The 12,042-nt window shown below is 63.8% G+C and carries 16 protein-coding genes; 5 read left to right on the top strand and 11 right to left on the bottom strand.

Translation table 11 applies throughout. The features are described 5' to 3' along the window. Positions 1-104 precede the first annotated feature (104 nt). The 8 genes from AC0L3J_RS03850 to AC0L3J_RS03885 form a co-directional block, all read right to left on the bottom strand. Positions 105-509: a GFA family protein gene (locus AC0L3J_RS03850; protein WP_007604095.1), complete on the bottom strand. Its 405-nt coding sequence runs from the start codon at positions 507-509 to the stop codon at positions 105-107. Between the two features lie 217 nt (positions 510-726). Continuing rightward, positions 727-2,175: an ammonium transporter gene (locus AC0L3J_RS03855; protein ID WP_473346010.1), complete on the bottom strand. Its 1,449-nt coding sequence runs from the start codon at positions 2,173-2,175 to the stop codon at positions 727-729. Between the two features lie 38 nt (positions 2,176-2,213). Further along, entirely contained in the window at positions 2,214-2,552 is a 339-nt protein-coding gene (locus tag AC0L3J_RS03860; protein ID WP_007598642.1) for a P-II family nitrogen regulator, read from the bottom strand. Between the two features lie 435 nt (positions 2,553-2,987). Further along, positions 2,988-3,590, bottom strand: a complete 603-nt coding sequence (locus AC0L3J_RS03865; protein WP_018459663.1) for an ATP-dependent Clp protease proteolytic subunit — start codon at positions 3,588-3,590, stop codon at positions 2,988-2,990. Between the two features lie 42 nt (positions 3,591-3,632). Continuing rightward, complete coding sequence (locus AC0L3J_RS03870; RefSeq protein WP_456766903.1) at positions 3,633-3,989, bottom strand: SRPBCC family protein; 357 nt, start codon at positions 3,987-3,989, stop codon at positions 3,633-3,635. After that, a complete protein-coding gene (locus tag AC0L3J_RS03875; RefSeq protein ID WP_247285017.1) occupies positions 3,986-4,300 on the bottom strand; it encodes an ArsR/SmtB family transcription factor in 315 nt (104 codons plus the stop codon). The genes AC0L3J_RS03870 and AC0L3J_RS03875 overlap by 4 nt, the downstream gene beginning before the upstream one ends. A gap of 41 nt (positions 4,301-4,341) precedes the next feature. After that, positions 4,342-5,643, bottom strand: a complete 1,302-nt coding sequence (locus AC0L3J_RS03880; protein ID WP_473346011.1) for an ammonium transporter — start codon at positions 5,641-5,643, stop codon at positions 4,342-4,344. 125 nt (positions 5,644-5,768) lie between these two features. Beyond that, positions 5,769-6,107 (bottom strand): P-II family nitrogen regulator, encoded by a 339-nt coding sequence (locus AC0L3J_RS03885; protein WP_007598647.1) that lies wholly within the window; start codon positions 6,105-6,107, stop codon positions 5,769-5,771. 239 nt (positions 6,108-6,346) lie between these two features. Here AC0L3J_RS03885 and AC0L3J_RS03890 point away from each other — a divergent pair, with 239 nt between their 5' ends. Then, on the top strand, positions 6,347-7,237 hold the full coding sequence (locus AC0L3J_RS03890; RefSeq protein WP_473346012.1) for a DUF4339 domain-containing protein: 891 nt from the start codon (positions 6,347-6,349) through the stop codon (positions 7,235-7,237). Positions 7,238-7,279: 42 nt separating this feature from the next. Here the strand turns inward: AC0L3J_RS03890 and tesB are convergent, their stop codons facing one another. After that, a complete protein-coding gene (gene tesB, locus AC0L3J_RS03895; protein WP_473346013.1) occupies positions 7,280-8,143 on the bottom strand; it encodes an acyl-CoA thioesterase II in 864 nt (287 codons plus the stop codon). A 149-nt stretch (positions 8,144-8,292) separates the two neighbouring features. Between tesB and AC0L3J_RS03900 the strand changes: the two genes are divergently transcribed. Further along, positions 8,293-9,513 carry a ubiquinone biosynthesis hydroxylase gene (locus AC0L3J_RS03900; protein ID WP_473346014.1) on the top strand — a complete coding sequence of 407 codons (1,221 nt, stop codon included), beginning with the start codon at positions 8,293-8,295 and terminating at the stop codon, positions 9,511-9,513. Between the two features lie 118 nt (positions 9,514-9,631). Here the strand turns inward: AC0L3J_RS03900 and AC0L3J_RS03905 are convergent, their stop codons facing one another. Further along, entirely contained in the window at positions 9,632-9,829 is a 198-nt protein-coding gene (locus tag AC0L3J_RS03905) for a Trm112 family protein (protein WP_027514851.1), read from the bottom strand. A 60-nt stretch (positions 9,830-9,889) separates the two neighbouring features. Beyond that, positions 9,890-10,420: a TetR/AcrR family transcriptional regulator gene (locus AC0L3J_RS03910; protein ID WP_473346015.1), complete on the bottom strand. Its 531-nt coding sequence runs from the start codon at positions 10,418-10,420 to the stop codon at positions 9,890-9,892. A 108-nt stretch (positions 10,421-10,528) separates the two neighbouring features. On the opposite strand from AC0L3J_RS03910, the gene AC0L3J_RS03915 reads away from it, so the two are divergent. The 3 genes from AC0L3J_RS03915 (at position 10,529) to AC0L3J_RS03925 (ending at position 12,034) form a co-directional block, all read left to right on the top strand. Beyond that, positions 10,529-10,879, top strand: a complete 351-nt coding sequence (locus AC0L3J_RS03915; protein WP_473346016.1) for a hypothetical protein — start codon at positions 10,529-10,531, stop codon at positions 10,877-10,879. 219 nt (positions 10,880-11,098) lie between these two features. Beyond that, positions 11,099-11,377 (top strand): PepSY domain-containing protein, encoded by a 279-nt coding sequence (locus AC0L3J_RS03920; protein WP_007598654.1) that lies wholly within the window; start codon positions 11,099-11,101, stop codon positions 11,375-11,377. A 63-nt stretch (positions 11,378-11,440) separates the two neighbouring features. Then, on the top strand, positions 11,441-12,034 hold the full coding sequence (locus AC0L3J_RS03925) for a cytochrome b/b6 domain-containing protein (protein WP_473346017.1): 594 nt from the start codon (positions 11,441-11,443) through the stop codon (positions 12,032-12,034). The last annotated feature ends 8 nt before the right edge of the window (positions 12,035-12,042 follow it).

Consider the following 12,042-nt stretch of genomic DNA (forward strand, 5'->3'; position numbering starts at 1 on the left):
CGCGGGTGAGGGTTCTCTCCATCCAGGGACTGTCCCGATGTTGAGGCACCCTCTCCCCAGCCCTCCCCCGCATGCGGGGGAGGGAGCGCGCCGTCATCGCGGTCTTAGTGCGCCGGCAACTTCTCGAATGTCGCCATGCCCGCGGGGATCGCGTGGAAGTCCTGCTTGTCGCAGGTGTAGATCGCCATCTGCGGATGGAACTGCGCAGGTTCGTCCAGCGTGCCGACCTTCAGGATCGCGGCCGGCAGTCCCGGAACCTTGGTCACCAGATGGGTGCCGCATTCGCCGCAGAATTCGCGCGTGACGGCGCGTTCGAGGTCCTTGCGCGTGAACTGCTTGGGCTGCCCGGTGATGTAGCTGAAGCCGGCCGCCGGCATCGCGATGAATGTGTTGGGCGCACCGCCCGAGATGTACTGGCACTCGCGGCAATGACACTGCGCCTGCATCATCGGGTCGCCCTCGGCGACATAGCGCACCTCGCCGCAATAGCATCCGCCTTCCAACCGCATGACGACCTCCCTTTTGTTGTTTGTTGTGGTCGATATTTCTGCGCCGGTTGTCCGGAATGGCAATCCTTTTCTTCGCGTTTCTTCCCGTCTAGCCGGACAAAAAGAAAGGGGCTCCAACTTGCGCTGGAGCCCCTCAACGGTCGGGACATTGCCGGGTATGTGCCCCAAACCGTAGTTGTGAGCGCGACCTCCGAGGAGGCCACGCCCGGGAGGAGACTTACATGTTGTAGGCGCGCTCGGTGTGCTCGGTGATGTCGAGGCCTTCACGCTCGCTTTCGACATTGGCGCGGAGGCCAACGATCACATCGACGACCTTGTAGAGGATCGCCGAACCGATACCCGACCACACCAGCGTGGTGCCGACGCCCCAAATCTGGGAGATCATCTGCGCTGCGAAGTCGTAATCGGCAACCTTCGGCGGGATCGCGGTGTAGTCGATGATGCCCGCACCACCCAGCGCCGGATTGACGAGGATGCCGGTGCCGAGGGCGCCGATGATGCCGCCGACGCAGTGCACGCCGAACACATCGAGGCTGTCGTCGTAGCCGAGCGCGTTCTTCACGACGGTGCAGAAGAACAGGCAGACCACGCCGACCACGAGACCGAGGACGATCGCACCCATCACGCCGGAGAAGCCGGCGGCAGGCGTGACGGCCACGAGGCCCGCGACAGCGCCGGAGATGACGCCGAGCACCGATGGGTGACCCTTGATGATCCACTCCGCGAACATCCACGACAGCGCGGCGGCTGCGGTGGCGACGAAGGAGTTGGTCATGGCCAGGGCTGCGCCGCCGTTGGCTTCGAGGTTGGAGCCGGCGTTGAAGCCGAACCAGCCGACCCAGAGCAGCGAGGCGCCGATCATCGACATCGTCAGCGAGTGCGGAGCCATCAGCTCCTTGCCGTAACCGACGCGCTTGCCGATCAGCAGAGCGCCGACGAGGCCTGCGATGCCGGCGTTGATGTGCACCACGGTGCCGCCCGCGAAGTCGATCGCGCCCTTCTTGAAGATCCAGCCTGCGTCGGCGTTGATCTCGTCGAGCTTGGCCTGCGCCGCGGTCTTCGCTGCGCCATCAGCCGCAGCAGCCAGAGCCTTGGCTGCGTCCTGGATCATGTCCGGGCCGGGCCAGTACCAGACCATGTGCGCGATCGGGAAGTAGATCAGCGTGACCCAGAGCGGAACGAACAGCGCGAGCGCCGCGAACTTCATGCGCTCGGCGAAGGCGCCGACGATGAGGGCGGGCGTGATCGCCGCGAAGGTCATCTGGAAGCACATATAGATGAGCTCCGAGATGTTGGCGTCGACCGAGAAGGTCGCGGCCTTCGAGTCGGTGGTGACGGCCATCATGAAGGCCTTGGAGAAGCCGCCGATGAAGTCCGAGCCGCCGGTGAAGGTGAGGCTGTAGCCGTACACGGCCCAGATCACGGTGACGACGCAGACGGTGTAGAACACCTGCATCAGGACCGAGAGCATGTTCTTGGAGCGGACGAGGCCGCCGTAGAACAGCGCGAGGCCGGGGATCGTCATCAACAGCACGAGCACTGTCGATGTCAGCATCCAGGCGTTGTCTCCCTTGTTGACCGTTGGCTCGGCGTAGGCTGCGGTCGCAGCGAACAGGCCGACTGCGAGAGCCGCCAATCCCGCGCCATAGGGACGCTTAAACGTCATTTCATTTACTCCTGATTGAATTTTGATTGAGCGCGAAATCAAAGGGCCGCAGCATCGGCCTCGCCGGTGCGGATACGAACCGCATGGTCGAGATTGATGACGAAGATCTTGCCGTCGCCGATCTGCCCGGTTTTCGCGGCGGTCGTGATGGCGTCGATGGTCTTGTCGACCTGGTCGGAGGCGACAGCGACCTCGATCTTGATCTTGGGCAGGAAGCTCACGGCATATTCGGCGCCGCGATAGATTTCCGTATGGCCCTTCTGGCGGCCATATCCCTTGACTTCCGTCACCGTGAGACCGTGAACGCCGATGGCGGTCAGGGCGTCACGGACTTCTTCCAGCTTGAATGGCTTAATAATCGCCATAACAATTTTCATGGGTCCTATCCCCGCTTGGGCCCGGTCCGGACGTGGCCGGGCGTTTCTCGACTGGTTCGCCACGAGGGAGAAAGTTCACTACGCGGGCACAGCCAGGACCCATAGAATCAAATGCCGTGCCAGATCGGGCGTGTTGCCTAACGGACTATGAAAACGGGTGTTTTCGCGTTTGACGCGTATTGCGGTGCAGTGCGCCATTACGTCGCGCTCAATACCTGACCATGCCTGATTAAAATAAAGGCACGACAAGCTGCCGACACATTGGTGCTCATGCGTCGGGCATCAGAATGGTATTTCCGTACGGCGGACGCCTATTGCAGGGCTTGTCGTGCGGCGAAATATCAGACCTCTGCCTCGTGTGCTCACGGAATGCGCGCAACCGGCCAAACAGCTTAAGCGGGGCGAGGCTCGCCGAATGGTTGCAGGCAGAGACCGTCAGGCGGCGCTGCGTTCCGCGAATACCCGGTCGATCAGCCCCCAGTCGACCGCCTGCTGCGCGGTCATGAAGTGGTCGCGGTCCAGGGTCCGTTCCACGTCCGGCTCGGGGCGCCCGCAATGTTGGGCATAGAGCCGGATGATGCGGCGCTTGGTTTCCTGCATCTCGGTGGCATGGATCAGGATGTCGGACGCCTGGCCCTGAAAGCCGCCGAGCGGCTGATGCACGTGAAGGCTCGCATTGGGCAGGGCGGCGCGGTGACCGGGCTCGCCCGCCATCAGCAGGAACGAGCCCATTGAGCGCGCGGTGCCCATGCACAGCGTATGCACCGGCGCCTTGATGAATTGCATGGTGTCGTACATCGCGAGGCCGCTGGTGACCACGCCGCCATAGGAGTTGATGTAGAGATTGATCGGCTTGTTCGGATTCTCCGCCTCCAGAAACAATAGCTGCGCGCAGACCAGTCCTGACATCGCATCATTGACCTCGCCGTTGAGGAAGATGATGCGCTCGCGCAGCAGGCGCGAATAGATGTCGAACGATCGTTCGCCGCGGGCGGATTGTTCGACGACCATGGGGACGAGCTGAAGCATGTCGCGCATCGGCGACCTCCGTTTCTGCGGGGTGATGAAGTGGTGTCGGTGTCAGGCGGCCGCGCGCATCAGGCAGCCATTGCTGTTGGCCGGCTGCGGCAGCTTCATGCCGATCTCGCAGGCTTGCTGGATGATGCGGAAGCGGGTGCCGCCGTCTTCGTTCGGCTCGATCCGGAAGATGACATGGCTTTCGCGAAACGGCGGTTCGGAATCGCGAAGCCGGTAGCGCACCTCTTGGCCTGGGATCGACGTCTCCGGCTCGGCGCCCGCAAGATCGCAATCCGGCAGCCAGCGCTCGCGCAAAGCCGGAATGGTCACCGCGCGCCAGACCTTGGCCGGCGGCGCATCGAATTCATATTCGAGCACGAGCGCTGCGTCGGAGGGATCAGGCTTCACGGCGTCACTCATTGATCCATCTCCTTCAAGAGATCGGCGAGGGCATCCATGCGTTTCGGCCAATAGGCGCGGTAGCGCGCAAGCCAGGTCCCGATGGCGGAGATTCCTTCGGGATCGACCTCGTAATTCACAAAGCGGCCCTGCCGCTGTTCGCGCACCAGGCCCGCCCCGCGCAGCACCGCAAGATGCTGCGACATCGCCGGTTGGCTGATCTCCAATCCGTCGCGCAAGGCGCTGGCATTCAGGCTTCCGCCGGCAAGCTTCTCAAAGACCTTGCGGCGGGTCGGGTCGGCCAGCGCCTTGAAGATGTCGGCTTCGATCATGGCAACACATAAGCATGTGCTTATGTGTTGCGCAAGCCCAATTACTGCAGCGCCTCGCCGTGCTGCGAAATATCCAGTCCTTCGAGCTCGTGCTCGCGGGAGACGCGCAACGGTACGAACAGGCCGACCAGCTTGAGCAGGACGAAGCTCACGCCGGCCGACCAGGCGAAGGTGACGGCGACCCCATACAGCTGGATCAGAAGCTGCTGCGGATGGCCCTCGATCAGGCCGGCAGTGCCGCCGATCGCGCTGGTTGCGAACACGCCGGCCAGCAGGGTCCCGGTCATCCCGCCGATGCCGTGGACGCCGAACACGTCGAGCGAATCGTCATAGTCGAAGCGGTGCTTCAGCCAGGTGCAGGCCCAGTAGCAGACAAGGCCTGCGATCACGCCGATGACGATACCGTGCCAGGGCGCCACGAAACCCGAGGCCGGCGTGATGGTGCCGAGGCCGGCGACCGCGCCGGAGATCATGCCGAGCACGGATGGCTTGCGCCGCGTCGACCATTCGATCGCACCCCAGGTCAGCGCGCCGGAGCAGGCTGCGAGATGGGTCGCAATGATCGCCAGCACCGCGCGCGAATTGGCTGCGCCCGCCGAGCCGCCGTTGAAGCCGAACCAGCCGACCCACAACAGGCCGGTGCCCATCACCGCGAGCGACAGATCGAACGGCGAGAGATTTTCAGTGCCGTAGCCGTGACGGCGTCCCATCACCTTCGCCGCAACGAGGCCGGCGGTGCCGGCCGACAGATGCACCACGAGGCCGCCGGCGAAATCCAGCACGCCCATGCTGGCGAGGAAGCCGCCGCCCCACACCCAATGCGCCAGCGGAATGTAGACGAAGATGAACCATGCGACCGAGAAGAGGAGATAGGCGGAGAACCGCATCCGATCGGCGACCGCGCCCGCGACCAGCGCCACCGTGATGATCGCAAACGTCATCTGGTACAGCATGAACAGCGCTTCCGGGATCGTCTTCGCCGCCGGGTTGACGCTGTCCATGGTCATGCCGGCGAGAAACCAGCGATCGAGCGTGCCGATCCACGGGCCGTCGCCGACGAAGCACAGCGAATAGCCGAACGCGACCCAGAGAATGGAGATGATCGTCACCGCGGCGAGGCTCTGCGCCATGGTCGCGAGCACGTTCTTCTTGCGCACCATGCCGGAATAGAACAGCGCGAGCCCCGGGATCGTCATCATCAGCACCAGCGCGGTGGCGACGATCATCCAGGCGGTGTCGGCGGTGTTGATCTCCGAGCCCGCGGCGCGCGCCGGCGAGACCATGATCGACACAAGCCCGATCGGCGCGGCGATAGCAGCCGCGCGGCGCAACAATCCCGCCATGTCGTTTCCCCCAGCTATTGATTGCGTCGCACGCTGTGGCGCCGTTGCCCGGTGCGATCGAAGAAGAGCGTTTTCGAGCGAAGCGGATACCGGTTCGCGAAAGGAAAACGCGTCAAAGCAAAAATCTAGAGCGCGTCGCTGTCGGTCTCGCCGGTGCGAATGCGGGTGGCGTGGTCGATCGGCGTGACGAAGATCTTGCCGTCGCCGATCTGGCCGGTGCGCGCGGTCGCGGTGATCACGGCGACGGCCTTCTCGGCGATATCGGAGGCAACCGCGATCTCGATCCGCAGCTTCGGCAGGAAATTCACGACATATTCGGCGCCGCGATAGATCTCGGTGTGGCCCTTCTGGCGGCCATAGCCCTTCACTTCGGTCACGGTCATGCCGTGGACGCCGATCGCCGTCAGCGCCTGGCGGACTTCATCGAGCTTGAAGGGTTTGATGATCGCGACGACGAGTTTCATGGTCAGGCCTATTCCCCGGGGATGCGCTGCGCCGTATGTCCCCGGCGCAGCGTCAATCTGGCATCTTTCCGGGCAAATGGCATAAAAATGTTGCAGATTGAAGCGGAAAATCGTTGGGCGATGTGAACGACCGCCTCTGTACAGGGCAGCCGTTCATCCTCCACAATGCGTTTTTGGAATGGATGCGATGAACCCAAGCGTCGCGGCCGGTACAAAACTATGTTCGAGGGGGACGTTTCATGGCGAGTTGGTTCTACGCATCCGAGGGTAAGCAGCAGGGGCCCTATCAGGAAGGGCAATTCCGCGACCTCGTCGCCCAGGGTGTCGTGCGTCCGGATACGCTGGTGTGGTCGGAGGGCATGGCCGGCTGGCAGAAGGCCGCCGAAATCCCCGGCCTGATCGGCGGCGGCGGTGCGCCCCCGATGATGCCCGCCGGCGGACCGCCGATGATGGGCTCCGGAGGTTACGGCGGCGGAGGCGGCGGCGGATCGCTGGCGGTCGATTTCGGCATCCTCGAGTTCACCTGGCGCAGCATCGTGATGCTGATCGGCATGTGCTTCATCATCCCGGTGCCGTGGGTGTTCGTCTGGTACACGAAATGGATCGTGTCCTGCGTGAAGGTCCCCGGGCGGCCCAATCTCAGCTTCACCGGCAATGCGATGGCGCTGGTGCCCTGGTATTTCGGCTTCATCGTTCTGGCGATCGTGATCGGGTTGATCGGCGTCCCCTTGCTGAGCAATTTGCTGTTCTTCGCCCAGATCGCTCTCTACTGGCTCCTGATCAAATGGATGGTCGCGAACCTCGCCTCCAACGGGCAGCCGCTCGGCCTGAGCTTCACCGGCACGGTCTGGGCCTATGTCGGCTATAGCCTGCTGTTTGCGATCTCCATCATCACCATCATCGGCTGGGCCTGGGTCGCCGCGGCTCAGATGCGCTGGTTCTGCCGCAGCATCGAAGGCACGCGGCGGGAGATCGTCTTCAACGGCAGCGGTCTCGGGATTCTCTGGCGGGGCATCGTAGCCGCATTCCTGTGCGGCTTCATCATCCCGATCCCGTGGGTGTATCGCTGGATCATGAACTGGTTCGCGTCGGAGACCGTCCTGGCTCCGCGAGGATCGCTCCGGGCATGACCTCGAGAGGCATAAGCGCGCGATCGATCGTGCTTATGCCTCCTAGGCTCTCCGTTCGCGCACCGAGCCTTCCTGCGCGACGGAAGCCACCAGCGTGCCGTCCGGCTTGAAGATCGAGCCACGGGTCAAGCCACGGCCGCTTCGGGCACTCGGCGAATCCTGTGCGTAGAGCAGCCATTCGTCGGCGCGGAACGGGCGGTGAAACCACATCGCGTGGTCGAGGCTCGCGGGCATCATGCGCTTGTCGAACAGGGTGCGGCCGTAGCGCGCCATGATCGCATCGAGCAGTGAAAAGTCCGACGCGTAGGCCAGCGCGCACATGTGCAGCGCCGGATCGTCCGGCAGCGTTGCCGCGGTCTTGATCCAGACATGGATGCGGCCGTCCTCGATCTTCTCACCGAAATAGCGGCCGAGCTCGACCGGGCGCAGCTCGATCGGACGGTCGGATTCATAGTAGCGGCGGATGAACTCCGGCATCTCCTTGAACATCGGCTGCTTCGCCATCTCCTCCGCCGTCAGCTTTTCCGGCGGCGGCACGTCGGGCATCTTGTCCTGGTGATCGAACGCGCTCTCCTCCTCGGTATGGAACGACACCATGATCGAGAAGATCGCGTTGCCGTGCTGAATCGCGGTGACGCGGCGCGTCGAGTAGCTCTTGCCGTCGCGCAGGCGCTCGACCTGGTAGATGATCGGAATCTGCGGATCGCCCGGCAGGATGAAATAGCAATGCAGCGAATGCGGCAGCCGGCCCTCGACGGTGCGGCACGCTGCAACCATCGCCTGCCCGATCACCTGGCCGCCGAACACCCGCTGCCAACTGGTCTTCGGACTGTTGCCGCGGAACAGATTCACCTCGAGCTGTTCGAGGTCGAGGACCGAGATGAGATCGATCAGGCTCTTGGACATGGAATTCAGCTTTCGCCTTGCCGCCCCGGCTTCGCTGCTCCGGAATGACACAATGGGGGCTTTCCGCCCTTGTTTCACTGCACTGTTTCGCCCACCTCAAGTCTGGTAGCAAGACCAAGAAAACGCGAAGACTTAGCCGGGAATTGGGTATGTCGGTACAGGGTAGCATTGTCATCGGTGGCGGCGCGTTTGCGGGCCTGGCGCTAGCTCTGGCGCTGCGCCAGGGGCTCGGCCCCGAGATCCCCGTCATCGTCGCCGACCCCGCGCTCTCCACACGTCCGAGCCGGGACCCGCGCGCCACCGCGATCGTGGCGGCCTGCCGCCGCCTGTTCGAGGCGATCGGCGCCTGGGACGACGTCAGGGGCGAGGCGCAGCCGATCCTCGACATGGTCGTCACCGATTCCAAGCTGGAAGACGCCACCCGCCCGGCGTTCCTCAACTTTGCCGGCAATGTCGCGCCGGGCGAGCCCTTCGCGCATATGGTCGAGAACCGCCGCCTGATCGATGCGCTGGTGGTGCGCGCCGAGGCCGAGGGCATCGATCTCCGCGCGACCACCGTGTCGTCTTACGACGCGCGGGCCGAAGGCATCGACGTGACGCTCGGTGATGGCAGTGTGATTGCAGCGAGCCTCCTGGTTGCGGCTGACGGTGCGAAGTCGAAACTGCGCGAGCGCGCCGGCATCGCCACCCATGGCTGGGAATATGATCAATCCGGCATCGTCGTCACCGTCGGGCATGAGCGCGATCACGAGGGCCGCGCCGAAGAGCATTTTCTGCCGGCAGGCCCGTTCGCGATCCTGCCGCTTTCAGGCAAGCGCTCCTCGCTGGTGTGGACCGAGCGCCGCAGCGAAGCCGCGCGTATCGTTGCGTTGAGCGACGAGGAATTTCACGGCGAGCTCGAGCAGCGCTTCGGCCTGCATCTCGGCGAGGTGAAGGCGCTCGACAAGCCGCGCGCGTTTCCGCTGTCCTATTTCGTCGCACGCTCCTTCATTGCCCAGCGCCTCGCGCTGGTCGGCGATTCCGCCCACGTCATCCACCCCATCGCGGGACAGGGTCTCAACATGGGGCTGAAGGACGTCGCCGCACTGGCCGAGGTCGTCGTGGATGCCGCGCGGCTCGGCATGGATCTCGGCGCCGCGGACGTGCTCGAGCGCTACCAGCGCTGGCGCCGCTTCGACACCATGGCAATGGGCGTTGCCACCAACTCGCTGAACTTCCTGTTCTCCAATCAGTCGACCTTGCTGCGCACGGTCCGCGACATCGGCCTCGGCCTGGTCGACCGCGCCCCGCCGCTGAAGAACCTGTTCATCCGCCAGGCCGCGGGTCTGACCGGTGAGATCCCGCGGTTGTTGAAGGGCGAGGCGTTGTAGAATTTTCGGTAGCCCGGATGGAGCGCAGCGTAATCCGGGGCTGCTGCGTCACACGAAGAACCCCGGATTTCGCTGCGCTCCATCCGGGCTACAAGTCTCTCAACGGGCCACAAGTCTCTCAATCGATCTTGCGGGCCTCTTCCGGCAGCATGATCGGGATGCCGTCGCGGATCGGATAGGCCAGCCTGGCGCTGCGCGAGATCAGCTCCTGCTTTGCAGAATCGAACTCCAGCGGACCCTTGGTCAGCGGGCAGACCAGAATCTCCAGCAATTTGGGATCGACGCTGGCTTCGGGGCGTTCGGTGGGCGCGTTCATGGGGGTCTCCGGCGGTCGGTTGCCTCTAGCATAGAAAATCGTAGCAGCCCATCGCGTCGCTTAAGCTGAAACCATCCGCAGGATCTCGTCGAGCAGGCCCTCGAGCCGCGCGGCCGGCGATGGCGGGCCCGACAGGGCGAAGCCGAGAAACGTCCAGTACAGGATTTGCGCGCGGGCTCGCGCGGTCGCCGCCTCGAACCTGCGCTTCCTCAGCAGCTCCTCGATATAGTCGAGCCTGCGCCGGTCGATGGCACGCACCGCCGATTGTGCCGCCGCATCGAACGCCGCCCAGTTCCGCACCGCGCGCTCGAGGTCGAGCCGCGCGCCAAAAGTCCTGCGCAGCAGCGCTTTCAGGGGCTCGTCGCTGTCCGTCTCGACATCGGCGATGATCTGCTCGGCCGCGATCTCGCGCCAGCGCTTCAAGAGAGCAGCATGGAACGCGCCGAGATCGACGAAATGCCAATAGAAGCTGCCGCGCGAGACCCCCATGGCTTTCGCCAGCGGATCGGCCTTCAGCGCGGTGAAGCCGTCTCTCGCGAGCGCCTTCAGGCCCTGCTTGATCCAGTCGTCGGCGGTCAGCTGTTCGGCCATGTCGGGGTTCCGGATTCCAAACATACACTAGTGTATTGACAGCCGACAGGCCAGCGCCTATCTCCCCATACAGAACTGTATGGACCATATTTGCGAGGAGCTTTGACGATGCGTGATCTCTTGCTCCAGTGTGCCGGGGGCGTGACCATTGCCGTGGCCCTCATTCATGGCATTCTCGGCGAGACCAAGGTCTTTGCCCGCGCCCGCATCGAGCCGGAACGGCTCCGCACCCTGATCCGCCTGGTCTGGCAGGCCTCGACCGTCGCCTGGATCGGCGGGGGCGTGCTCCTGATCGCGGCGCCCTGGATGCAATCGGAGCCGGCGCGCCACTGGATCGTCGTCACCATGGCCGGCGTGTTCGGCTTCTCCGCTCTCGCCAACGCATGGGCCACGCGCGGCCGGCATTTTGGATGGATGGCGCTCAGCGCCGTCGTCGTCATGGCGATCGCCGGCTACTGAGCGACGCGCCCGATCAGCTTGCCATCAAACCGTGAGACGTAAGGCCGCAGTGTCGTCTCAAATGCGCGCTGCATACGGAGAGCGCTGAGCTTTTTCGGATCGTTAGAATAACTCTAAAGCGAGCCGGCCGCGAACCGCATTGACTTCATCATGTGCTTTGCTTCCTTCGGTCCCGCTTCGCCTCAGGGCGTAGCGCCCACGACAGAAGAGGAGACGTTCGTGAAGGTTATTCGTGTTGTTGCCGTTGCATTGACGATCGGAATTGGCATGGGATCGGCAGCCTTGGCCGACGGTTTCAAGGACTGCACCAAGCTCGACAAGGCGTCGTGGAAGCCGGCGAGCGACGCCGAAGCCAAGGCCAAGGCGCTCGGCTACGAGGTGCGGCGCTCAAAGATCGAAGGCTCGTGCTACGAGGTCTACGGCGTCAAGGAAGGCAAGCTTTACGAGCTGTTCTACAGCCCCGAAGATCTCAGCCTGAAGCACACGATTGCGAAGTAGACCGCGCCAGATGGTCTGCGCGCAAATGGTCTGCGCAAAGTCATGCCTGAGGGTGGTCCTCGCTTGATCGAAGAAACGGTGCCGCACGCACGCGGGGAGTCCAACCGGACCCCCGCGGATCGAACCGCTTCGCGGACAGTCGCGGTCTGGGACCTTCCGCTGCGGCTGTGGCACTGGGCGCTCGCGGCTTGCGTCCTGGCCGCGTGGTTCACGCCGACCGTCTATGACGGACTTCACCGCATCGTCGGTTATACCGTACTCGGGCTTGTTGCGTTCCGTCTGGTCTGGGGTCTTTGGGGAAGCCGCTATTCGCGCTTCCGCATGGTCGGCGTCAGGCTTCGGGCCGCGCCGAATTATCTCTGGAATCTGCGCCGCGGCATCACCGGCCGCTATATCGGGCTCAATCCCGCCGGCACGTTGATGCTGGTGGCGCTGCTGGTCTCGCTCGCGGTCTCGACGATATCAGGCGCGATGTCGGTGACGGTGACCTTTTTCGGCGTCTGGTGGGTCGAGGACACCCACCACTATTCGTCGGACGCGGTCATCGTCCTGGTCGTGCTGCACGTCTTGGGCGTGCTGATGATGGGGCGTCTCCAGCGCGAGAACCTGATCAGCGCGATGATTACCGGACGGAAGCGCATCCGCGGTCATTCGTGAGCGTGCAG

The organism is Bradyrhizobium sp. Kon37 (genome assembly GCF_055807535.1).